Consider the following 20,978-nt stretch of genomic DNA (forward strand, 5'->3'; position numbering starts at 1 on the left):
CATGAACAATCCCGCCAGCACGAGACTGCCACTGCGCGCCGGCGCCGGGCTCAAGCCGGAGCATGTCGAGACCATTCTCGCCAGCCGGCCCGAAATCGGCTTCTTCGAGGTCCATGCCGAGAATTACATGGGAGCCGGCGGCCCGCCGCATGCACAGCTTCGGGCCATCTGTGAAAACTACGCGCTGTCGCTGCACGGCGTCGGTCTGTCCATCGGCGCGGCCCGGCCCCTCGACAAGGACCATCTCGCCCGGCTGAAGGCGCTCGAACAGCGCTACAGCCCGGCGAGTTTTTCCGAGCATCTGGCCTGGTCGAGCCATGAGGAGGTCTTTCTCAACGATCTCCTGCCCGTGCCCTATACGCCCGAGACCTTGCAGCGGGTCTGCGCGCATGTCGACGAGGTGCAGGAAGCGCTAGGACGGCGCATGCTGCTTGAGAATCCCTCGACCTATCTCCTGTTCGAGGAGAGCACCATCGAGGAGACCGATTTTCTGCGCGAGATCGCCCGGCGGACCGGCTGCGGCCTCTTGCTCGACATCAACAATGTCTTCGTCTCCGCCACCAATCACGCGACCTCGCCGGAAGCCTATCTCGATCGCTTCCCGCTCGACCTGGTGGGCGAGATCCATCTCGCAGGCCATGCCGAGACGGTTGACGACGCGGGCGCGCCGCTGCTGATCGACGCCCATGACCGGCCGGTCGCCGATCCGGTCTGGGCGCTGTATGAACGCGTGATTGCGCTGACAGGGCGGCTGCCGACCCTGATCGAATGGGACAATGACGTGCCGGACTGGCCGGTGCTGGCCCGCGAGGCGGCGCTCGCCGAGGCGGCGATGTCGCGCGTCATCAGGGCGAGGGCCGCCTGATGCTCGCCGACACCCAATCCTCGTTTCGCCTGGCCGTGCTCGATCCCGCAGCCGCGCTGCCCGCGGGGCTTGCCGCCCATAACGGGGTGTCGCCGCACCGGCGCTTCGCGGTCTATCGCGACAATGTCGCGTTCGGCCTCGCCGCGGCGCTGGAGAGCCGCTTTCCCGCTTCGATCGCCATCGTGGGTGCCGATTTCTTCCGCGCCCTGGCCATCGGCTTTGCGCGCCAGCATCCGCCGCGCTCACCGCTCCTTCTCGATTATGGCGATGACCTGCCGGCCTTCACCGAAACCTTCGAGCCGGCGCGGGCGGTTCCCTATCTTCCCGATGTGATGCGCCTGGAAATCGCCCGCGCCCAGGCCTATCACGCCGCCGATGCCGAGCCGGCCCCGCCATCGGCGCTCACCGCCCTCGATCCCGCGCGGTTGCACGAGGTGCGGATCGAGACCCATCCGGCCATGCGGCTCCTTCGTTCGCCCTTTCCGGTGGCGACGATCTGGCAGATGAATGCCGGCGGCGAGGCGCGGGAGATCACGGATTGGTCCGGCGAAGACGTGCTGGTGACCCGTCCCCACCTCGATGTGGAGGTACAGATCCTGCCGCCGGGCGGCCACGCCTTCCTGGCCACCCTGTTGGCCGGACATCCCCTGGAGGCGGCTGCGGAGGCCGCCTTCGCCGAAACCCCTGATTTCAACCTAGCCGCCGCCATTGCGGGGCTGGTTGCGGCCGGCATCGCCTGCCGCTTCCAGATCTGAACAGCCGGAGAGTGTTGCCATGACCCGCACGACATTCGCATCCCCCGATCCGGCCTCGGCAGGGCTGGTGGATCGCCTCATCGGTCTCTTCGCCCTCATCCCGCATTGGCTTATCGCCTTGATCGCCCGCATCGCCTTGTTCCGGGTGTTCTGGTGGTCGGCCCGCACCAAGGTGGCCGACGGCACGCTGTTCTCCCTGTCGGACAGCGCCGTCTATCTCTTCCAAGAGGAATACAAGCTGCCGCTGCTGCCGCCGGAGCTCGCCGCCCATCTGGCCCTGCTGGGCGAAAGCGTGTTCTCCATCCTGGTCCTCGTCGGGCTGGCGACGCGGCTCGGCGGGCTCGGCCTGTTCGGCATGGCGCTGGTGATCCAGCTCTTCGTCTATCCAGACCATTACAACGAGCATCTGCCCTGGATGGTCTGTGCCCTCTATCTTGCCAAGTTCGGCGGCGGCTTCTTCTCGCTCGATGCCCTGATCGCCCGCTGGACCGGCCGGAAGGTCTCGTTCGCCTGAGGCGATATCGCGTGGCCTACGCGCCGATGTCGCCTTGCCTGATCTTGGCGTAATGCCGGCGGGCCTTGGCGCGATTGCCGCAGGTGGCCATGTCGCACCAGCGACGGGTGCCATTCTTGCTCTCGTCGAGGAAGAGGAACCGGCATTCGGGATTGGCGCAACGCCGGATGCGGTGTCGGTCGGCGGCGGGAATGAGATCGCCGGCCGACCACAGGACCGATCCGAGAAGATAGGCGAGAGAGGGCTCGAACGGGCCGATCTCCCAGGCATAGCCCCCATGTGAGCGTACCAGCCGGCCGCGCGCCGGCGCCAGAGCGATCTTCTCCGCCACCAGGTTGAAATCCTGTTCGGCCACCGCCTGCTTCTCCGCTACCGCACAGAAGCTGCGATAGAGCACCTCCCGCAGCCCGATGGCTTCGTCGAAGAGCCGGTCCGCCGCCACGGGATGCTTCGTCGACCAGCGTGTCGCCTGTTCGGCCAATCGGGGCATCTCGCCGCCCTGCCGCGCCGTCCAGGCCAGCAGGTCCGCCATGCCGTTCAGGCGCTCGATGGGCCTCTCCCGGCCTCGCCAGGAGCGGGTATTGGCATAGTCGATGCAGAGATCGGCGCGCACCGGCGAAATCAGCATGGTCGCTTCCCTCCCCGCTCGTACCCGCCCGGCGCTGGCCGCCGCAGCGGGTCGCAGGAATGCGTTCTAACCCCCAAGGGGGTTGACGGTCAAGGCAAGGAGGCCGACACTGTAACCGTCATGACGGTTATAAACCGGCAACCAAAGCCAATGCGAGGAGAGCGCCATGCTGACCGAAGCTCGCAAAGCCCAGCCGATTGAACAGCCGCGATCCACGCGCCATCGCAGGGCGCACGCCACGATTCCCCTGTGGGCGATGCTCGCGGCCCTCTCGGCGGTGGCGGCCATGAGCCAGGCGTTCCGTACCGTCGCCACCCTGTTCGCCGGCGCGCTGCAGCGGGAGTTCGGCGCTTCCACCGAAGAGATCGGCCTGTTCGCCGGCGCCTTCCACCTGTCCTTTGCGATGGCGCAGATTCCGATCGGCGTCGCGCTCGATCTCTTCGGCCCGCGCCGTACGGTGAGCGCGGCCTTCCTGCTGGCCTGTGCCGGCTCCTTCCTGTCCGTCTTCGCGCCCAGCCTGCCTGTGCTCGTCGCCAGTCAGGTGCTGATCGGCATCGGCTGCGCGCCGGCCTTCCTCGGCGCCATCGTCTTCATCACGAGCCGCTATCCGGCCGGGCAATTCGCGCGGCTTTCCGGCCTGGTGCTGAGCTTCAGCGGCATCGGCATGCTGATCACCGGCACGCCGCTCGCCTTCGTCGTCGAAACCTGGTCCTGGCGGGCCGGCTTCCTGGTGCTGGCCATTTTGTCGGCAATCGTCCTCGCTGCGAATGTCCTGCTGGTTTCGGACCAAGAAACCAAACCGGAGCGCAGGCAGCCGGGGCTGCTCGCTGCCTTCGCCGAGATCGGGCCCCTGCTCGCACAGAGGCATACGATCGGCATCCTGCTGCTCGGCATCGTCGGCTATGCCGCCTTCCTGACCCTGCGCGGCCTGTGGGCCGTGCCGATGCTGATGGAGCGCCACGGTTACGGGCTGGTGGCCAGCGGCCACGTCATGCTGGCTGCGTCGGTCGCGGCTCTGCTCGGCCCGCCGGCCTTCGGGCTCTTGAAGACCGGCAATCGCGGGCGGCGGCTGTGGATCATCGCCGGCGCAGCCGCCTATGTCCTGGCCTTTGCTATCCTGGCCCTGTCCGGGTCGGGCGTCGTCGACGTCGCGCTGGTGGTCCTGCTCGGTTTCCTGACCGGCTATTTCATCCTGCAATATGCCGATATCCGCGCCGCCTATGCCGAGGAGGTCGCCGGCCGCGCCTTCGCGCTCTTCAACACGGCCGTGTTCCTCGGCGTAGCCCTGATGCAATGGTTGACCGGGCTGGCAGGAGTGCTGGCAGCGGCCCGGGGCGGCGATCCGCTGCTGCCTGCCTTCCTGGTGATATCGGCCCTGCTGGCGGCGGGCCTTGCGGGTTTCGTGCTGCTGCCTTGGCCGCGCGGCCGAGGCTGGGAACGCTAAAGCGTTTTGCGATGAGACGGAATTCTCTCGAATCGCAAAGACGCGTCGAACCAAAGAGCCGGAGCAAAACAGCGTTTTCGTCTAAACGCGCTTTGCTCTAGCCGCCGTCGAGCCTGCCGATTCCTGTTTGCCCTTGCGCATCAGGGCGGGAGCGCTCTACTTCAAGGCATGAATTTCGCCAGCGACAATTGGGCTGGAGCCAGCCCCAGAATCATCGAGGCGCTCGCACGTGGCGCCGATGGCATTGCCCCCGCCTATGGGCAGGACGATCTCACCCGCGAGTTGAAGGCGCGCCTGGCCGATCTGTTCGGCCGCGAGGTCGGGCTGCTCTTCGCCGCCACCGGCAGCGCCGCCAATTCCCTGGCCCTGAGCGCCCTCAGCCCGCCCTATGGCGCCATCTATGCCTATGAAGAGGCGCATATCGTCGGCGACGAGGCCGGCGCGCCCGAGTTCTTCACCCAGGGTGCGCGCCTGGTGCCGATCGCCGGCGCCGGCGGCAAGCTGACGCCGGCCGGGCTCACGGCCACGCTGGCGCGGGGCTCGGGCTCCGGTTCCGCCATACCCCGGCCCGCTGTGCTGTCGATCACCCAGGCGACGGAAAGCGGCACGGTCTATCGCCGGGACGAAATCTCCGCCCTGACCGACATCGCCAGGGCACGCGGTCTCAAGGTGCATATGGACGGCGCACGCTTCGCCAATGCCTTCGCCTTCCTCGAAAAGGCCGATGGCAACAGCGCCGCCGACATCACCTGGAAAGCGGGTGTCGATGCCCTCGCCTTCGGCCTCACCAAGAACGGCGCCCTGATGGCCGAAGCTGTCCTGCTGTTCGAACCAGAGAAGGCCGTCGAGATCGAATGGCTGCGAAAGCGCAGCGGCCATGTCGTCTCCAAGGCCTGGCCGATCGCCGCCCAGTTCCTGGCCATGCTGGAGAAGGATCACTGGCTCGATCTCGCCCGCCACGCCAATGCCATGGCGAGCGCCCTGTCGCAAGGCCTCGTCGCGGCGGGCCACCGGCTCGGCTACGAGACACAGGCCAACGAAGTCTTCGCCATCCTGCCCAAAACCGTGATCGCCAGGTTGAGACAGGCCGGCGCCCGCCTCTACGAATGGCCCGTCCACGGCCTCCCGGCCGACAGGCGGCCCGCCGCCGATGCCGACCTCGTGCGCCTGGTCACCTCCTTCGCGACAAAGGAGGAGGAGGTCGAAAGGTTCCTGGCGCTGGCGGGGTAGAAAAGCGGTGAGGTCGAGGAAGGAGATCCAATGCCTTCAATCCTCTGGAAGCGCCTGGACCTTGAAGGGCATGACGCTTGTCGAATTGTCGAATGCGACGATGGCTGGGACATCGCGGGAAACGCGGTTTTCGATCATCAAGGGGACGCTGCGAATCTGGCCTATCGCCTGAATTGCGATCGATCGTGGTTGAGCCGGAAAGCAACCATCGGTGGCTGGATAGGGTCGCGGGATATTCACATCCTGATCGACCGGGCAGAGGATGGGCACTGGTATGTCAATGGCGAAAAGAACGTGGATTTTCGCGGGCTGGTGGACATAGACCTTGGCTTCACCCCGGCCAGCAATACCAATGCGATCCGTCGAATGAATTTGGAAAAGGGCCGGCAGTCAGAATCAGTAGCAGTGTGGCTGGATACGGAAGACTGGAGCGTGAAGGCATTGCCGCAGGTCTACCGGCGGCTGGATGCCAATACCTATGACTACAGCTCCCCGCTGCACGAATATCATGCCGAGTTGAGCGTGAGCGAGTTCGGCCTTGTCGTCGAATATCCCGCGCTATGGCGCATGATCAATTGCCGCTCCGACTTGGAAGAAAAGGGGCGTGGAACAGGCCGTTAAGAGCGAACTCGCGCCGCTCTCCCGCCCGATCTCGCTGATCTCGTTCAGCGTGCACAAACTGTGCGCGCGGCCTCCCCGAAGCCGGGGAGGGGTAGTCGCGCTTCATTCGATGCAGTCGCGATAGGCCGCCGCCCTCACTTGTCCTTCAACACCAGCGAACTCGTCAGGTCGCCGAGAGGCTTCTGCTTGCGCGCTGCCATCGCCGTGTCGCGCACGGTGATGCCGTGCAGGGTCGGCAGTTCGAAGCGGCGCGTGATGAAACGCAGGATCGAGGTGGTGTCCATCGGGGTGTGGTCGACGAAGCCGCGGCGGGCATAGGGCGAGACGATGATCGCCGGGATACGCGAGCCCGGGCCCCAGCGATCGCCCTTGGGCGGCGCGACGTGGTCCCACAGGCCGCCATTCTCGTCATAGGTGACGACGACGAGCATATGCGGCCATTGCGGACTCTTCTCGAGATGGGCGATCACATCGGCGATATGGGCATCGCCGGCCTGGATGTCGGCATAGCCCGAATGCTCGTTGAGGTCGCCCTGCGGCTTGTAGAAGGACACCTGCGGCAGCTTGCCGGCGTCGATCGCCTTGATGAATTCCACGCCCGCCAGGCCGCCGTCACGCAGGTGCTCGGCCCGGGCCGCCGTGCCCGGTGCGAAGCTGGCATAATAGTTCAGGGGCTGGTGGTGATACTGGAAGTTCGGGATCGGCGTCTTGTTGCCGTGGTCGAGCACGTCCTGCCAGGCGCCGCCATACCAGGCCCAGCTTACATGCTTGAGGCTGAGGAGATCGCCGATGGTCGGTTCGATCTGTGGCGGCAGCGTCGTCGGCTTGCCGGGATCGGCAAACGCCTTGTCCCCATCTTTCGCCGGCTCGTTGCCGCTCGGCTGATAGGGCGGCTGCATGGTGTTCACGGCATAGAAATCGGGCGTGAGATTGCCGTCGCCGGCAAATTTCGGGATGCCGTCCATCGCCGATTTCGGCGAATTGGCGGCGGCCTTGAGCGTCACCCCGTCGGGTTCGACCACGGCGATCGAGGGCTTGGCGGGAGCGGTATCGGCATTGGGGTAATAGGGCGCGCAGGCGCACACCAGCCATTGATGGTTGAAGAAGGAGCCACCGAAGGCGCCCATGAAGAAATTGTCGGCCAGCACATATTTCTGGGCAATCTTCCACATGGCGGTTTTCGAGCCGTCCCACAAGCTGACCGAAAGGGCCCCCGAATCGGCATAGGCGACGAACTTGTCGTTGCGCCCGCCATTGATCTGCATCTGGTTCTGGTAATAGCGATGCCAGAGGTCGCGGGTGATGGTGCCGTAGCCGAGGTTGAAGCCCTTGGGGTCGTCCGCGTGGAAGGGGCGGTTGGGCAGGTGTTCGGTCTCGGCCTGGGTTACCGGCGGGGTCACGCCCTTGGCGGTCAGGCCTTCCCAGATCGGCGGCAATTCGCGGAAGGGCTTGCCGTCGCGATCGCGCTGGATGCGCGCGCTTGCCGGTGCCTTCGCCACGCCATTGGCACCCGGGAAGCTGCCATAGAGATTGTCGAAACTGCGGTTCTCGGCATAGATCACCACCACGGTATCGATCAGCTTCAGATCTGCGGACGCTTCGGGTGCTGGCTTGGCTTTCTGGCCGCCGGTGCTTTCGGCGGCAAATGCCGATCCGAGGGCGCCGATGGAAAGGCTCAACGCATACACGACCGCCGCCGATTTCATGCGCATCTGGGTCTCCTGCCTCGATTTGCTTGTTGCTATCGTCCCCCGCAGCCTCTCATCTTAGCCGGGCTGGCGGCGGACACCACCCCCCCCCCATCGCAATGAAGGAATGCAGCCATAAGCTTTCTTTGCAACAGACGTGTGAGGCGATTGGGCGGCGTTCTGGGGCTCGCCTTGCCAGTGCTGGCGATGAGTTCCGTCCAAGCCGGGCAGGAGATGTCTCGCGCCCAGGCGCGCCAGCAGGCGCAGGCGCTGAGCGTACTCGGCCGTACCCTGTTTTTCGATCCTTCCCTGTCGGGGTCGGGCAAGCTTGCCTGCTCCTCCTGCCACGATCCCGCCCATGCCTTCGGGCCGGCGAACGACCATGCGGTGCAGCTCGGCGGCGGCGACATGCACCAGCCGGGCGTGCGCGCCGTGCCGTCGCTGAAATATCTGCAGGTGGTGCCGCCCTTCACCGAGCATTTCTACGATTCCGAGGATGAGGCCGACGAGAGCGTCGACAATGGCCCCACGGGAGGCCTGACCTGGGACGGGCGCGTCGATCGCGGTGCGGATCAGGCCAAAATCCCGCTGCTCTCCGATTTCGAGATGGGCAATCGGGATGGCGCGGAGGTGGCCCGCCGCGTGCTCGCCGCCGGGCACGGCAAGGCCATCGCCGCCATTGCCGGGCCGAAGGCGGCCGGCGACCCGGACCTCGTCTACAAGACGGCCCTGAAGGCGCTGGAAGTGTTCCAGCAGGACTACCGGACCTTCTATCCCTATTCGAGCAAATATGACGCGGTGCTGGCCGGCAAGGCCGAACTCTCTCCCCAGGAAGCGCGGGGGCTCGACCTGTTCAACGCGGCGGACAAGGGTAATTGCGCCTCCTGCCACATCAGCCAGCGCGGCAATGACGGTACGCCGCCGCAATTCACCGATTACGGCCAGATCGCGCTCGCGGTGCCGCGCAACCCCGACATTCCCGCCAACAAGGATCCCAGCTATCGCGATCTGGGACTGTGCGGCCCGTTGCGCACCGACTTCCTGAAGCGCGAGGATTATTGCGGCCTGTTCCGCACCCCCACCCTGCGCAACGTCGCCTTGCGCAAGACCTTCTTCCACAACGGCGCCGTGCATTCCCTGCGCGATGCCGTGCGTTTCTATGTCGAGCGCGAGACCCGGCCTGAGCGCTGGTACCCGCGCAAGGCCGATGGCAGCATCGACAAATATGACGATCTGCCCGAGGCGGCGAAGGCGAACATCAACACGGATCCGCCCTTCGATCGCAAGGCCGGCGACGAACCGGCCCTGACGCCGGCCGAGATCGATGACGTCGTGGCCTTCCTCGGCACGCTCACCGACGGTTATGAGCCGGCAAAATGACGGCCTTCACATGAAACTGCAGCCGCCGTGGGACTTTGGCTAGCCCCCGGCGGGTTTTGCCTGCAGCCCCAGCAGACTCGCGACCGCCTCGGCGCCCTTGCCGGAGGCGGAAACCTTGCCATCGTCCCCGACCTCCAACGCGGCGCCGTTGGAGAAGCTGAGGGACCAGCCGTCATCGTTGCCGTTGCGGCGCCGATCGGTGAGTTCGATACCGGCCGCGGAAACCAATGCAATGGCCTTGTCGACGTCCATGGTCGTCACCTCGCGTGGGATGTCCCCCCGGTCAGTTGGATCGCGAAACCGGGACGAGTCAAGGAGAAAGGGCCGGCTGCCGGGGCAGGGGCGTGCTATCCTACCGTTACGGCATTCAAGCGTCGAAAGCTGCGCGATTTTCCGCCGGAGCCTATCGCCAGACGCCGATATTCGTGTCATGGCTGCGGCCATTGCCCTCATCGGGCATGATGCCCTTCTGCTGTGAGGAATCGATGCTGAAGACCAGCCTTAGTCTCGCTTTTGCCCTTCTGGTGAGTGCCGCGCAGGCCCAGACTCAGGCCCAGGACGCCGCGCCCGCCAAATCGCCGCTGCCCGGCGGGGCCTCTTCCATCCAGGAGAGCTATGAGGACTGGCGCGTGCTCTGCAATGTCGTCAACAACGCCAAGCAATGCGCGGTCCAGCAGGTGCAGAGCGATACCAAGACCGGCCAGCGCGTGTTGGCTGTCGAGCTGAACCCCACGGCTGATGGCGGCACCAGCGGTAATCTTGTGATGCCGTTCGGCCTGCAATTCGATGCTGGCGTGTCCCTCGCCCTGGATGCCGGGACCAGCGGCAAGCCGCTGAACTACAAGACCTGCATCCCCGCCGGCTGCCTGGTGCCGCTGGCGCTCGATGCCAACACCGTCACGGCGCTGAAGGCCGGCAAGCAGCTCAAGCTCACGGCCAAATCGGTCGACGACAGCGTGAAGCCGCTCGTCTTTACCGTCTCGCTCAAGGGCTTCGGCCCTGCCCTCGATCGGGCCGTCGCCATCTTGAAGTAACGCCGAGCGGCACTAGAGCAAAGCGCGTTCAAGCGTGAACGCTTATTTGCTCTAACTCATTGTTCTGACGCGTCTTTGCGATTCTAGGTGACCCCGTCTAATCGCAAAACGCTATAGCTCGCTCTTCCCGGGAGCGCGGACGTCCTCGTCCGCCCTCCCAGGGCGATCAGATCCAGCCCTGCAATTCGCGCGTGACCACATGTTCCAGCACGCGCTGGCCCTCGGGGCTGTCGTTGAGGCAGGGCAGATAGGCGAAATGCTCGCCGCCATTGTGCTGGAAGATCTCCTTGTTCTCCTCGCCGAGCTCTTCCAGCGTTTCCAGGCAGTCGGCCACGAAGCCAGGCGCCACGATGGCAAGGCGTTTCACGCCGGATTTGGCGAGCCCCTCCACGGTCTCGTCCGTATAGGGCTTGAGCCACTCCTCCTTGCCGAAACGGGACTGGAAGGTGATCTTGAAGCGATCCTCGCTGAAACCGAGCGCCTCGCGCAGCAGCCGCCCCGTCTTCATGGCAAAGCAGTAATAGGGATCGCCCTGGATCAGGTAGTTCTTGGGCACGCCGTGGAAGGAGGCGAGCAGCACTTCCGGCTCGAAATCGAGCCTGGCAAGGGATTGGCGCACCGAACTGGCGAGGGCCTCGATATAGACGGGATCGTCATGCCATTGCGGCGCGATGCGCACGGCCGGCTGCCAGCGCAGGGTCATCAGGTGCTCGAAGGCCTTGTCGCAGACCGTGGCGGTGGTCGCCGCCGCATATTGGGGATAGAGCGGCACGATCAGGATGCGGTCGCAGCCTTTGGCGCGCAGGGCGTCGATGCGCGAGGCGATGGAGGGCTTGCCGTAGCGCATGGCGAAATCCACCACGAGGCGCGGCTCGGCGGCGAAGGTCTGCGCCAGCTTTTCGGTCTGGCGCCGCGTGATGACGAGGAGCGGCGAGGCGTTCTCCGCCTTGTCCCAGATCGAGGCATATTTGGCGCCGCTCTTGCCTGGCCGGGTCGTCAGGATGATGCCGTTGAGCAGCGGCCACCACAGCAGGCGCGAGACCTCGATGACCCGCCGGTCGGACAGGAATTCCTTGAGATAGCGCCGCATCGGCCAGTAGGTCGGCGCGTCCGGTGTGCCGAGGTTGACCAGGAGAACGCCGATCTTCCCGCTGGCCGCCACGGGATGGTCCGACGGAACGGGAAGGGCGCTTGCGAGGTGAGAAGTCATGCCGGGTCCTTTCCAGGCCTTTCAACAGGCTGGGCGCCCGGCTTGCAACAGATTTGTGGGCCGTGACGGGGCGGCGCGACGCAATGGCGCTTTACGATCGCGGGATCGCCTGAATCACAAAGGCGTGTACAAACAAGGCACTGAAGGAAAATGGCATGGCCGCCGCAACCGGCATTGCTTCGGGAAGTGCTTTCCTACGAGCAATTCACTTGCAGGAACCGGCCACGCCCGCTTATCCTCCTTCCCATGAGCACCGACGCCATCGAAATCCGTTTGGCTCGCCCGGACGACGCCCACGCCATCGCCGATGTGCATGACGCCGCTTGGCGTTATGCCTATCGCGGCGTGATTCCCGGCCGGGAGCTCGAACGCCTGGTGGAGCGACGCGGTGCCAAATGGTGGCGCTACGCCATCGACCGCAAGACCCGCATCGTGGTGATGTCCTTTGGCGGCGTGATCGCGGGCTATGCCACCTATGGCCGCAACCGGGCCGTCGGTCTGCCCTATCAGGGCGAGATCTTCGAGCTCTATCTGCGTCCCGAATATCAGGGCATCGGCCTGGGCAAACGGCTGTTCAACGCGGTGCGCCGCGATCTCAACGGCCACGACGTCAGGGGCATGGTGGTGTGGGCACTGGCAGACAATGTGCGGGCCTGTGATTTCTACCGGCGCCTCGGCGGCGAATCCGTGGACAGCATGGTGGAGCGCTTCGGCGAAGTGAAGCTGCAGAAGATCGCCTTCGCCTGGGGCCCCTGAGCGAAACACCGCTTGTCCGCCTCGCTCGTTGGCCCGCCCCTGGCTCCTTCGATTCCCGCCATTCGAACTCCACGGCCACCGTTCGGCGACCCGCGGGTTGCCACCATTGGGGGACGGGCAGGCATGCCACGGCGTGACGCAAGCCGGCTTCGGGGCCGTCGCGCCCATTACCTATTTGTAATCCCGGATATGGCCACGTCGGCCGGTAGAAGACTCGATGTCTAGTTCGATGCATATCGGGCAGACGGAAGGTCTCTTCCCGTCATTCCCGAGAGGGAGAATGTTGTTCCTGCAGTAAACAATTCCTTCTCGTAGTTTTTAATAATTCCAATTCTAATCTAAAGAGTTTGACGGGAACTTCTCGGTGAGCCTAGAGATCGGGTGTTCAATCAATCCCTTGGCTGAAGCCAACCGATAGAGGTTCTGATGAAAGTTTTCCTGCCGCATCGCCGTGCAGCGCTTGCCGGGGCCGTGGCCCTCGCCGCCGCCCTGTTCGCTGCTCCCCTGGCCGTCCAGGCCGAGGATGCGGGCATCACGGTCTATAATGCGCAGCATGAAAGCCTGACCAAGGCCTGGGCCGAGGCTTTCACCAAGGAAACCGGCATCAAGATAACGCTGCGCAATGGCGGCGATACCGAGCTCGGCAACCAGCTGGTGCAGGAGGGCGACAAGTCGCCCGCCGACGTCTTCCTCACCGAGAATTCGCCGGCCATGGTGCTGGTCGACAACGCCAAGCTGTTCGCACCGCTCTCGGCAGAGACGCTGGCAGAAGTGCCCGAGGCCTTCAAGCCCTCGCATGGCCGCTGGATCGGCATTGCCGCCCGCACCACCGTGTTCGCCTACAACACGACCAAGCTGACCGAGGACAAGCTGCCGAAGTCCCTGCTCGATCTGGCCGATCCGGCCTGGAAGGGTCGCTGGGGCGCCGCGCCGGCGGGTGCCGATTTCCAGGCCATCGTCAGCGCCCTGCTGGCCCTGAAGGGCGAGGAAGCCACCGCCGCCTGGCTGAAAGGCATGAAGGCCAATGTCAAGCCGTTCAAGAAGAACGGCATCGCCATGAAGGGCGTGAATGACGGCGAGGTCGATGGCGCGATCATCTACCAGTATTACTGGTTCGGCGATCAGGCCAAGACCGGCGAGAACTCCAAGAACGTTGCACTGCATTATTTCCGCAATCAGGACCCGGGCGCTTTCGTCAGCATCTCGGGCGGCGGCGTGCTCGCTTCCAGCAAGCACAAGAAGGAAGCCGAGGCCTTCGTGAAGTGGATTGCCGGCAAGGGCGGTCAGGAGATTCTCAAGACCGGCAACTCCTTCGAATATGCCGTCGGCAAGGATGCCGCCTCCAATCCCAAGCTGGTGCCGCTGGCCGATCTCAACGCCCCCAAGCTCGATCCGGCGCAGCTCAACTCCAAGAAGGTCTCCGACCTGATGACGGCGGCCGGCCTGCTTTGAGCGACGGAACACCGCGCCGCACCGATATGGCGCGGCTGTCGCAAACTTGACATCATCGCGCCTCCGGCTCCGCGCCGGAGGCCTTCACTTTTCAGGACACCTCGTGTCATCGTCGTCACCCCAGCCCGAAATCGGCAGTATGCGCCTTGCCTCGCCCGGCTTCACCGGGCGCGATGCGGTTGGCGTGGCCGCGGTGCTGGTGTCCCTCGTCGCCCTGCTGCCGCTCGGCTTCGTGATCTTCATCACCATCCAGACCGGCTGGCAGACCGTCTATGAACTGGTGGTGCGTCCGCGCGTCGGCGAATTGCTGGTCAATACCGTCCTGCTCGAAGCCGTCACCATTCCCATCGCCATCCTATTGGCGGTGGCGCTGGCCTGGCTGACCGAACGCAGCGACCTGCCAGGCGCCCGGATCTGGTCATGGCTCGCGGTGGCGCCGCTCGGCGTACCGGCCTTCGTGCATTCCTATGCCTGGATCAGCCTCGTTCCCGGCATGCGCGGCCTGTGGAGTGGTGTCCTCGTTTCGATCATGGCCTATCTGCCCTTCCTCTATCTGCCGGTGGCGGCGCAGATGCGGCGGCTGGACCCGGCGCTCGAAGATGTGGCGGCGAGCCTGGGCCAATCGCCCCTGCGTGTGTTTTTCCGGGTGGTGCTGCCGCAATTGCGGCTGGCGATCTGCGGCGGCTCGCTGCTGGTCGGCCTGCATCTCCTCGCCGAATACGGCCTCTACGCCATGATCGAGTTCGACACCTTCTCGACCGCCATCGTCGATCAGTTCCAGTCGGCTTATAACGGCCCCGCCGCCAACATGCTGGCCGGTGTGCTGGTGCTCGCCTGCCTCGTGCTGTTGGGGCTCGAAAACCGGGTGCGCGGCCAGGAGCGCTATGCCCGCGTCGGGTCCGGCGCTGCCCGCCCGGCCGCCCGCGTGCGGCTCGGCCGCGGCACGCTGGTCTGGCTGGCGCTGCCGCTCGGCCTCGCCCTGCTGTCGCTCGGGGTGCCGTTGCTGACGCTCTCGCGCTGGCTCTATCTCGGCGGCGCGGCGGCCTGGTCTTCGGGCGATATCGGCACGGCCCTTGTCCAGACGCTCGGGCTCGCTCTGATCGGCGGGGCTGCGACCACGCTGGCCGCCCTGCCGATGGCCTGGCTGTCGGTGCGTGCTCCCGGCCGGCTGCAGAAGGTGCTGGAAGCCTGCCACTATTATGTCGGCTCGCTTCCCGGCGTGGTGGTGGCGCTGGCTCTGGTGACGATCACCGTGCGCGTCGCCCTGCCGCTTTATCAGACCATGACGACCCTGCTGCTGGCCTATGGCCTGATGTTCCTGCCGCGGGCGGTGGTCGGGCTGCGGGCCAGCCTGGCGCAGGCTCCCGTCGAGCTCGAGCGGGCCGCAATGGCGCTGGGGCGGCCGCCATTCAAGGCGATCTGGCAGGTCACCATGCGTCTGTCGGCACCGGGCGTCGCCGCCGGCATGGCGTTGGTCGCCCTCGGCATCACCACCGAACTGACCGCGACGCTGATGCTGGCGCCCAACGGCACGGTCACCCTGTCGACCCGGTTCTGGTCGCTGACCAATGACATAGACTATGTCGCCGCGGCGCCCTTCGCGCTCCTGATGGTGCTGCTGTCGCTGCCCCTCACCCTCCTGCTTCACTACCAGTCCAGGCGATCGATCGGCCAATGAGTTTCCTGAGTATAGACAAGGCCGGCAAGCGCTATGGCGCCATGGTGGCGCTCGATGGCGTCAGCCTGGAGGTCGCGTCCGGCAGCCGCACCGCCATCGTCGGTCCCTCCGGCTCCGGCAAGACCACGCTGCTCAGGCTGATCGCTGGTTTCGAGGGGCCGGATACAGGCCGCATCGCCTTGAACGGTACCATCCTGGCGGATGGCCCCGCCATCGTGCCGGCGCACCGGCGCGGCATCGGTTTCGTCACCCAGGACGGCGCACTCTTTCCCCACCTCACCATCGCCGACAATATCGGCTTCGGCCTGGAGCGGGGGACGACGAACCGGGAAGACCGCATCCGCGCGCTGATGCGCACCGTCGATCTCGATCCGCGCCTGCTCGAGCGCCGGCCGCACCAGCTCTCCGGCGGGCAGCAGCAGCGCGTGGCCCTGGCGCGGGCCCTGGCGCGCCAGCCCAAGCTGATGCTGCTGGACGAACCTTTCTCGGCTCTCGACACCGGCCTGCGCGAGGCGACCCGCAAGGCGGTGGCGGCCCTGCTGCAGGCGGCCGGCGTCACCACCATCCTGGTCACGCACGACCAGACCGAGGCGCTGTCCTTCGCCGATCAGGTCGCCGTGCTGCGCGAGGGCCGGCTGGTGCAGGCCGGCGCGCCGCACGATCTCTACCGCCGGCCGCGGGACCGCGAGACGGCGCTCTTCCTCGGCGAGGCCATCCTGCTGAAGGGACAGGCTGGGGTCGGCTGGGTCGATTGCGTGCTTGGGCGTCTTGCGGCCGGGACGCATGGCCAGCGCGGCGACATCGAACTGATGCTGCGCCCCGAGCAGGTCAAGTTCACGCCCAGCGCGGATGAGACCGCGCAGGGCTGCTTTGCCAGCGTGGTGGACGTCGAGTTCGGCGGTGCCCTGCGGGCGGTGACGGTGGAGTTGGCCGATGGCAATCGGCTCCGGATCAGCGGCACGGGCCTCGATCTGCCGCCGACCGGCACGCGCGTGCGCCTGAGCGTGGCCGGGCCGGCGCATGTCTTCGAAGCATAGAAGGATGCCGCCGCGCCAGCTTCCCTTGTGACCCTGCCGTGACGGGGCGGCCATTTACTGTGTTTCCCGAGAAACCAGCATCATATTCTTGTGATCTTCGGGTTGAAACCCATGCGCGTTCCGCCTAAGGCTGCTGTCTGATCGGGGTCTGGAGGCATCCTGCGCCAGAGCCGGCCTTACAGGATGTGATCTACGATGCGTATCGAAGCGATCTCGACCGGACGCAATCCGCCGCACGAGGTGAATGTCATCGTCGAAGTTCCCGTCGGTGGTGAGCCCATCAAATATGAGATGGACAAGGATTCCGGCGCGCTCGTGGTCGATCGCTTCCTCTACACGCCGATGCGCTATCCCGGCAATTACGGCTTCGTGCCGCACACCCTGTCGGATGACGGCGACCCCATCGACGTGCTGATCGCCAACCAGCGCGGCATCATTCCCGGCGCCGTGATCGCGGTGCGCCCGGTCGGCGTGCTGAAGATGCGCGACGAATCCGGCGGCGACGAGAAGATCATCGCCGTGCCCGTGCCGCGGCTGACCCGGCGCTATGAGAAGGTGAACAACTACACCGACCTGCCCGAGATCACCCTCAAGCAGATCGAGCACTTCTTCGAGCACTATAAGGACCTCGAGAAGAACAAGTGGGTCAAGGTCGAAGGCTGGGGCGACGCCAAGGAAGCCGAGACGATGATCCTCGAGGCGATCGAGCGCTACAAGGCCAACAGCAAGGGCTGAGGGTGGAGGCTCCCTCACGCCGCCGTCCCTTCCTCCTGCGCCATCACGGCCAGATAGGCCGCCTGCAATTCGGCGAGGACCGAGCGCGCGGGCGCGGGCGTGCCCAAATGCAGGGCACGCAATTCCTCCATGAAGGCCTCCCATAGGGGCGGGCCGCCTTCCTCCAGCAATTGCGCGCGGATCGACAAGGGGCGCGAAACCGGCGTGTACCGGCGGCCCCAGGCACCCATATGCGCCAGCAGAGGCACCAGCTGGATGGACGGCTCCGTCAGGCTGTAGATCGCCTTCTGCTTGTGGCTGGGATCGTCGCGCCGGCTGAGCAGGCCGGTCTGGACCAGCCGCTTGAGCCGGTCGGCCAGGATGTTGGAGGCGATCTTCTCCTCCGACTGGGTCAGGAGCTCGCGATAGTGCCGGCGATTGCCGAACATCACGTCGCGGATGACGATCAGGCTCCAGCGATCGCCCAGCATTTCCAGCGTCAGATTGATCGGACAACCCGACCGATGACCTGCATTCATCATCTCGCTCCTTGACCGCTTGCAAAATAGGATCAGTTGAGTTAGAAAGCAACTGATTGCTTATTGCAACTGGTATGCATGGGAGGAATGACGATGACCAAACTGGTGCTGGCGATGTTCACGAGTCTGGATGGTTATATCGAGGGCCCGAACGGCTTCGTGCCGCCGGCCTGGTCGGGTGACCTGGAAACCCACTGGTCCGGCTATGCCCTGGAGCGGGCCGGGCATCTCGTCTATGGCCGCGTCAACTTCCTGTTCAACAAGGACTTCTGGAGCCCGGCCGAAACCGATCCCTCCAGCCCCGCCGCCGGCATTGCCCATGCCGTGGTGATGAACCGCCTGCCCAAGACCGTGGTATCCTCCACGCTGTCGGGCGATCCTGGCTGGAACGCCACCCTGGCGGGGGCGGATCTCGCCGCCGCGATCGGCACGTTGAAGTCGAGCCTTCAGGGCAAGGACATCTACTGCTTCGGCGGCGCCGGCATCGCCAACAGTCTCGTCAGCCGCGATCTCGTCGATGAATATCGCCTGATGGTGACGCCGACGATCTTCGGTGACGGCAAGCGCCTGTTCGAGCCCGGCCTGCCCAAGCTCGGGCTGGACCTGATCGAGAACCGCCCGCTCGATACCGGCGCGGTGATCCTGCATTACCGGCGGACGCGCTGACGTTCCATGCCATCGAAGGAGACGGCAATGTCCCTGGTCCTGCACGCGCATCCCTTTTCCTCCAACTGCCAGAAGGTGCTGATCGCACTCTATGAGAACGACCTGCCGTTCGAGTTTCGCATGCTGGCCGATGCCGCCAGCATGGCAGCCCTCGAAAAGCTCTGGCCCCTGAAGAAGTTTCCCGTGCTGGAGGATGACGGGCATGTGGTGCTGGAGACCAGCATCATCATCGAATATCTGCAGCGCCATCACCCGGGGCCGGTGCGGCTGCTGCCGGATGATCCCGACGCGGCACTCGAAGTCCGGCTGATGGACCGCCTCTTCGACAACTATGTTTCGACCCCCCAGAGCAGGGTGGTCTACGACGCGCTGCGACCGCCGGAACATCGCGATCCCTATGGCGTGGAGGAGGCCAAGCGCCTGCTTCAAACCGCCTATGGCTGGCTCGAAAGCCGGCTGCAGGGCCGGAACTGGGCGGCTGGAGAGGCCTTCTCGATGGCGGATTGCGCAGCGGCGCCCTTCCTGTTCTACGCCGACTGGACGCATCCCATCAGCCAGGCTTTCCCGACCGTGCGGGCTTATCGCTCGCGTGTACTCGCCCGTCCTTCGGTCAGGCGCGCCGTCGACGAAGCTCGCCCCTATCGCAAGCTCTTTCCGCTCGGCGCGCCCGACAGGGACTGAACCGCCTACCCCGCGATCGTGGTCAGATCGACATTGGCGCCGCAGGCCAGCACACCGACGCGCTCGCCCTGTTCGGGCCGATAGACGCCGCCGACCAGGGCCGCCAGGGCGGTGGCGCCGCCGGGCTCGAGGGCGAGGCGAGCATCGGCCCAGGCGCGCCTCTGCGCTTCCACGATGTCGCTGTCGGGAACGGTTATGGCTTCGGCGACATGGCGGCTGGCCACGGCATAGACCCGGGGTCCGCAATTGCGGGCGCCGAGCGAATCCGCCGCCACGCTTTCCACGCCGACATCCACGGGGCCTCCGGCCTCCAGGGCCGCCTTGAGGCATTGCGAGCCTTCCGGCTCCACCGAGACGACCTTGACCCTGCCGGCGAACCAGGCCGCGATGCCGGCGATCAGGCCGCCGCCGCCGGTGGCGACGAGCACGGTGTCGAGCGCTCCGCCGGCCTGCTCTTCCCATTCCAGCCCGAGCGTGCCCTGGCCGGCGATGGTCTCCCAGGCGTCGAAGGCGTGTACCGAGAGCGCGCCGGTCTCAGCGATATAGCGCTCGCAGGCCGCCAGGGCATCGGCATAGCGCTCGCCGCCGATGTCGAGATCGGCCCCGCGGGCGCGGATCGCCGCGATCTTGGCGGGGCTGGAGATCACCGGTACGAAGATGCGGGCCTTATGGCCCAGCGCGCGGGCGGCATGGGCGACGGCGATGCCGTGATTGCCGCCCGAGGCTGCGGCCACCCCGGCTGCCGGCACCTCGCGCGACAGCAGGTTGTTGAAGGCGCCGCGCGGCTTGAAGGAGCCGGCATGCTGCAGGAATTCCAGCTTGAGCTGCACGCCGTGGTCGAGGCCGAAGGTTCCGGCCTGGGTGTCGAGCAGCGGCGTACGGCGAATATGGGCGGCGACGCGCCGATAGGCGGCGCGAATATCATTCTGATCAATCATTTGAAGCTCGTTGGAAAGGAAACGGAAGGTCGGCTCACAGGCCGTCAATGCTTCCTTCCTAACCGCAAGCCGTGCCGCTTCCAAGATCGGGTTGTACTGGAGTGTCGACTTCCTGGTCGACATTCATGAAACGTCGCGTGTGTAGGAGAGAGATGTCGACCAGGAGGTCGACACTCCCACAGTCCTCACGGCTTGTGCATGGCGGCGCCGAGAATGGCGCCCGGGCGGCCTGCGGTATCGGCTTGCACCAGCACGGCGAAACTGTCGGCGCCAGGGGCATTGGTGACGTCCGGCTTCAGGGCCAGCGTGGCGGCATTGCCGTCGTAATCGGCGACCTTGCGGAAGCAGCGCACGACATTGGAATAGGTCACCGTCTTGCCGGTATTCTCGCCGCGCTCGATCTTGACTTCCGCGCTCGTCTCGATGGGGACCACCCAGACCTCGCCCTTGTGAGCGCTCTTGCCCAGCGAGATGCTGTAGGCGCCCTTCGTGCCGGAAATGGCGACGGGAACACTGAGGACATTGGGATGGGTGGCGGCCATTTCGATGGCTCGGTGGACCTCCTGCCCATTGGAGCCGACGGCGTGCTGCACGCCATCCACCACGATCTGCGGCGTATAGACGGCCCTGTCGCCACGGACCTCGGCATAAGCGCGCTGGCGGCGGGTGAAGGTGTTGTCGGCCAGGGTGTCCTTCCAGCCGACATAGTCCCAGTAGTCGACCGGAAGGGACAGCGCGATCACGCTGGGATCACGGGCGAGCTCGCCCATCATCTTGTCCGCTGGCGGGCAGGAGGAGCAGCCCTGGCTGGTGAACAGCTCCACCACGGCACGCGGCTGCGCCATCGCCGGGCCGCTCGCGGCCAGCAACAACAGAGCTGCAACCAGGTTTCGCCGCATCGGTCTCGTCCAGGCCTAAAGCGCCTCGCGATCCTGCCGAACTACCGGCAATCGCAAGGACGGGTTGAAACAGGGAGTCAGAGAAGCGTGCATTCTCGCTGAACCGCGCTTGCTCCGATCGGAAACACCGGCAAGCCATAGCCCATCGAAGATGAACGGGCGAGTAACACAGTGGTGAGAGAACGGCCCCTCCGCGATTCGTGAAGGGGCGTGATATCGAGCGATTGCAGTCGCCCCAAATGCTATTCA

Annotated in this window: 22 protein-coding genes; 15 read left to right on the forward strand and 7 right to left on the reverse strand. The window is 65.4% G+C overall.

Going from position 1 to position 20,978, the window contains the following annotated elements:
- Position 1 precedes the first annotated feature (1 nt).
- Genes C5L14_RS05395 through C5L14_RS05405 form a run of 3 tightly spaced genes read left to right on the forward strand, consistent with a single transcriptional unit; the run spans position 2 to position 2,134 of the window.
- Positions 2–865 (forward strand): DUF692 domain-containing protein, encoded by an 864-nt coding sequence (locus C5L14_RS05395; RefSeq protein ID WP_105861014.1) that lies wholly within the window; start codon positions 2–4, stop codon positions 863–865.
- Complete coding sequence (locus tag C5L14_RS05400) at positions 865–1,620, forward strand: DNA-binding domain-containing protein (RefSeq protein ID WP_105861015.1); 756 nt, start codon at positions 865–867, stop codon at positions 1,618–1,620. Before C5L14_RS05395 ends, C5L14_RS05400 begins: the two co-directional genes overlap by 1 nt.
- Positions 1,621–1,639: 19 nt before the next feature.
- A complete protein-coding gene (locus C5L14_RS05405; protein ID WP_105861016.1) occupies positions 1,640–2,134 on the forward strand; it encodes a DoxX family protein in 495 nt (164 codons plus the stop codon).
- Between the two features lie 16 nt (positions 2,135–2,150).
- Here C5L14_RS05405 and C5L14_RS05410 read toward each other — a convergent pair whose 3' ends face one another.
- Entirely contained in the window at positions 2,151–2,762 is a 612-nt protein-coding gene (locus tag C5L14_RS05410; protein ID WP_105861017.1) for a CGNR zinc finger domain-containing protein, read from the reverse strand.
- 166 nt (positions 2,763–2,928) lie between these two features.
- On the opposite strand from C5L14_RS05410, the gene C5L14_RS05415 reads away from it, so the two are divergent.
- The 3 genes from C5L14_RS05415 (at position 2,929) to C5L14_RS05425 (ending at position 6,057) form a co-directional block, all read left to right on the forward strand.
- Positions 2,929–4,206: an MFS transporter gene (locus C5L14_RS05415; RefSeq protein WP_210203207.1), complete on the forward strand. Its 1,278-nt coding sequence runs from the start codon at positions 2,929–2,931 to the stop codon at positions 4,204–4,206.
- Positions 4,207–4,374: 168 nt separating this feature from the next.
- On the forward strand, positions 4,375–5,436 hold the full coding sequence (locus tag C5L14_RS05420; protein WP_105861018.1) for a threonine aldolase family protein: 1,062 nt from the start codon (positions 4,375–4,377) through the stop codon (positions 5,434–5,436).
- A gap of 30 nt (positions 5,437–5,466) precedes the next feature.
- A complete protein-coding gene (locus tag C5L14_RS05425; protein ID WP_105861019.1) occupies positions 5,467–6,057 on the forward strand; it encodes a putative glycolipid-binding domain-containing protein in 591 nt (196 codons plus the stop codon).
- A 134-nt stretch (positions 6,058–6,191) separates the two neighbouring features.
- Here the strand turns inward: C5L14_RS05425 and C5L14_RS05430 are convergent, their stop codons facing one another.
- The gene (locus tag C5L14_RS05430) at positions 6,192–7,769 is read right to left on the reverse strand and encodes an acid phosphatase (RefSeq protein ID WP_428832601.1); all 1,578 of its coding nucleotides are present in this window, start codon (positions 7,767–7,769) and stop codon (positions 6,192–6,194) included.
- Positions 7,770–7,952: 183 nt separating this feature from the next.
- On the opposite strand from C5L14_RS05430, the gene C5L14_RS05435 reads away from it, so the two are divergent.
- Positions 7,953–9,125, forward strand: coding sequence for a cytochrome-c peroxidase (locus C5L14_RS05435; protein ID WP_105861331.1), 1,173 nt, complete (start codon positions 7,953–7,955; stop codon positions 9,123–9,125).
- A 39-nt stretch (positions 9,126–9,164) separates the two neighbouring features.
- Here C5L14_RS05435 and C5L14_RS05440 read toward each other — a convergent pair whose 3' ends face one another.
- Positions 9,165–9,377, reverse strand: coding sequence for a hypothetical protein (locus C5L14_RS05440; RefSeq protein WP_105861332.1), 213 nt, complete (start codon positions 9,375–9,377; stop codon positions 9,165–9,167).
- A 233-nt stretch (positions 9,378–9,610) separates the two neighbouring features.
- On the opposite strand from C5L14_RS05440, the gene C5L14_RS05445 reads away from it, so the two are divergent.
- The gene (locus C5L14_RS05445) at positions 9,611–10,159 is read left to right on the forward strand and encodes an invasion associated locus B family protein (RefSeq protein WP_181161032.1); all 549 of its coding nucleotides are present in this window, start codon (positions 9,611–9,613) and stop codon (positions 10,157–10,159) included.
- A gap of 166 nt (positions 10,160–10,325) precedes the next feature.
- Here C5L14_RS05445 and hemH read toward each other — a convergent pair whose 3' ends face one another.
- Complete coding sequence (hemH, locus tag C5L14_RS05450) at positions 10,326–11,369, reverse strand: ferrochelatase (RefSeq protein ID WP_105861021.1); 1,044 nt, start codon at positions 11,367–11,369, stop codon at positions 10,326–10,328.
- A 246-nt stretch (positions 11,370–11,615) separates the two neighbouring features.
- Between hemH and C5L14_RS05455 the strand changes: the two genes are divergently transcribed.
- The 5 genes from C5L14_RS05455 (at position 11,616) to ppa (ending at position 17,027) form a co-directional block, all read left to right on the forward strand.
- Positions 11,616–12,125: a GNAT family N-acetyltransferase gene (locus C5L14_RS05455; RefSeq protein ID WP_105861022.1), complete on the forward strand. Its 510-nt coding sequence runs from the start codon at positions 11,616–11,618 to the stop codon at positions 12,123–12,125.
- A gap of 426 nt (positions 12,126–12,551) precedes the next feature.
- The gene (locus C5L14_RS05460; RefSeq protein WP_105861023.1) at positions 12,552–13,577 is read left to right on the forward strand and encodes an iron ABC transporter substrate-binding protein; all 1,026 of its coding nucleotides are present in this window, start codon (positions 12,552–12,554) and stop codon (positions 13,575–13,577) included.
- A gap of 139 nt (positions 13,578–13,716) precedes the next feature.
- Complete coding sequence (locus tag C5L14_RS05465) at positions 13,717–15,255, forward strand: ABC transporter permease (RefSeq protein WP_105861024.1); 1,539 nt, start codon at positions 13,717–13,719, stop codon at positions 15,253–15,255.
- Positions 15,252–16,292, forward strand: coding sequence for an ABC transporter ATP-binding protein (locus C5L14_RS05470; RefSeq protein WP_105861025.1), 1,041 nt, complete (start codon positions 15,252–15,254; stop codon positions 16,290–16,292). Before C5L14_RS05465 ends, C5L14_RS05470 begins: the two co-directional genes overlap by 4 nt.
- 195 nt (positions 16,293–16,487) lie before the next feature.
- Positions 16,488–17,027 carry an inorganic diphosphatase gene (ppa, locus tag C5L14_RS05475; protein ID WP_105861026.1) on the forward strand — a complete coding sequence of 180 codons (540 nt, stop codon included), beginning with the start codon at positions 16,488–16,490 and terminating at the stop codon, positions 17,025–17,027.
- A 14-nt stretch (positions 17,028–17,041) separates the two neighbouring features.
- Here the strand turns inward: ppa and C5L14_RS05480 are convergent, their stop codons facing one another.
- On the reverse strand, positions 17,042–17,545 hold the full coding sequence (locus C5L14_RS05480) for a winged helix-turn-helix transcriptional regulator (protein ID WP_105861027.1): 504 nt from the start codon (positions 17,543–17,545) through the stop codon (positions 17,042–17,044).
- A gap of 93 nt (positions 17,546–17,638) precedes the next feature.
- Between C5L14_RS05480 and C5L14_RS05485 the strand changes: the two genes are divergently transcribed.
- On the forward strand, positions 17,639–18,211 hold the full coding sequence (locus tag C5L14_RS05485) for a dihydrofolate reductase family protein (RefSeq protein WP_181161033.1): 573 nt from the start codon (positions 17,639–17,641) through the stop codon (positions 18,209–18,211).
- Between the two features lie 27 nt (positions 18,212–18,238).
- Entirely contained in the window at positions 18,239–18,892 is a 654-nt protein-coding gene (locus C5L14_RS05490) for a glutathione S-transferase family protein (RefSeq protein WP_105861029.1), read from the forward strand.
- Positions 18,893–18,897: 5 nt separating this feature from the next.
- Here the strand turns inward: C5L14_RS05490 and C5L14_RS05495 are convergent, their stop codons facing one another.
- Positions 18,898–19,830 carry a threonine/serine dehydratase gene (locus C5L14_RS05495; protein WP_105861333.1) on the reverse strand — a complete coding sequence of 311 codons (933 nt, stop codon included), beginning with the start codon at positions 19,828–19,830 and terminating at the stop codon, positions 18,898–18,900.
- A 185-nt stretch (positions 19,831–20,015) separates the two neighbouring features.
- A complete protein-coding gene (locus tag C5L14_RS05500) occupies positions 20,016–20,729 on the reverse strand; it encodes a DUF1223 domain-containing protein (RefSeq protein WP_105861030.1) in 714 nt (237 codons plus the stop codon).
- Between the last annotated feature and the right edge of the window lie 249 nt (positions 20,730–20,978).

Origin of the sequence: Labrys okinawensis, from assembly GCF_002982075.1 — a bacterium.
GTDB lineage: Bacteria > Pseudomonadota > Alphaproteobacteria > Rhizobiales > Labraceae > Labrys > Labrys okinawensis_A.

Excerpts from the sequence above, each read along its gene's own strand:
- C5L14_RS05395 (WP_105861014.1), top strand. The coding sequence starts at position 2 with ATGAACAATCCCGCCAGCACGAGACTGCCACTGCGCGCCGGCGCCGGG.
- C5L14_RS05400 (WP_105861015.1), top strand. The coding sequence starts at position 865 with ATGCTCGCCGACACCCAATCCTCGTTTCGCCTGGCCGTGCTCGATCCC.
- C5L14_RS05405 (WP_105861016.1), top strand. The coding sequence starts at position 1,640 with ATGACCCGCACGACATTCGCATCCCCCGATCCGGCCTCGGCAGGGCTG.
- C5L14_RS05410 (WP_105861017.1), bottom strand. The coding sequence starts at position 2,762 with ATGCTGATTTCGCCGGTGCGCGCCGATCTCTGCATCGACTATGCCAAT.
- C5L14_RS05415 (WP_210203207.1), top strand. The coding sequence starts at position 2,929 with ATGCTGACCGAAGCTCGCAAAGCCCAGCCGATTGAACAGCCGCGATCC.
- C5L14_RS05420 (WP_105861018.1), top strand. The coding sequence starts at position 4,375 with ATGAATTTCGCCAGCGACAATTGGGCTGGAGCCAGCCCCAGAATCATC.
- C5L14_RS05425 (WP_105861019.1), top strand. The coding sequence starts at position 5,467 with ATGCCTTCAATCCTCTGGAAGCGCCTGGACCTTGAAGGGCATGACGCT.
- C5L14_RS05430 (WP_428832601.1), bottom strand. The coding sequence starts at position 7,769 with ATGCGCATGAAATCGGCGGCGGTCGTGTATGCGTTGAGCCTTTCCATC.
- C5L14_RS05435 (WP_105861331.1), top strand. The coding sequence starts at position 7,953 with ATGAGTTCCGTCCAAGCCGGGCAGGAGATGTCTCGCGCCCAGGCGCGC.
- C5L14_RS05440 (WP_105861332.1), bottom strand. The coding sequence starts at position 9,377 with ATGGACGTCGACAAGGCCATTGCATTGGTTTCCGCGGCCGGTATCGAA.
- C5L14_RS05445 (WP_181161032.1), top strand. The coding sequence starts at position 9,611 with ATGCTGAAGACCAGCCTTAGTCTCGCTTTTGCCCTTCTGGTGAGTGCC.
- hemH (WP_105861021.1), bottom strand. The coding sequence starts at position 11,369 with ATGACTTCTCACCTCGCAAGCGCCCTTCCCGTTCCGTCGGACCATCCC.
- C5L14_RS05455 (WP_105861022.1), top strand. The coding sequence starts at position 11,616 with ATGAGCACCGACGCCATCGAAATCCGTTTGGCTCGCCCGGACGACGCC.
- C5L14_RS05460 (WP_105861023.1), top strand. The coding sequence starts at position 12,552 with ATGAAAGTTTTCCTGCCGCATCGCCGTGCAGCGCTTGCCGGGGCCGTG.
- C5L14_RS05465 (WP_105861024.1), top strand. The coding sequence starts at position 13,717 with ATGCGCCTTGCCTCGCCCGGCTTCACCGGGCGCGATGCGGTTGGCGTG.
- C5L14_RS05470 (WP_105861025.1), top strand. The coding sequence starts at position 15,252 with ATGAGTTTCCTGAGTATAGACAAGGCCGGCAAGCGCTATGGCGCCATG.
- ppa (WP_105861026.1), top strand. The coding sequence starts at position 16,488 with ATGCGTATCGAAGCGATCTCGACCGGACGCAATCCGCCGCACGAGGTG.
- C5L14_RS05480 (WP_105861027.1), bottom strand. The coding sequence starts at position 17,545 with ATGAATGCAGGTCATCGGTCGGGTTGTCCGATCAATCTGACGCTGGAA.
- C5L14_RS05485 (WP_181161033.1), top strand. The coding sequence starts at position 17,639 with ATGACCAAACTGGTGCTGGCGATGTTCACGAGTCTGGATGGTTATATC.
- C5L14_RS05490 (WP_105861029.1), top strand. The coding sequence starts at position 18,239 with ATGTCCCTGGTCCTGCACGCGCATCCCTTTTCCTCCAACTGCCAGAAG.
- C5L14_RS05495 (WP_105861333.1), bottom strand. The coding sequence starts at position 19,830 with ATGATTGATCAGAATGATATTCGCGCCGCCTATCGGCGCGTCGCCGCC.
- C5L14_RS05500 (WP_105861030.1), bottom strand. The coding sequence starts at position 20,729 with ATGCGGCGAAACCTGGTTGCAGCTCTGTTGTTGCTGGCCGCGAGCGGC.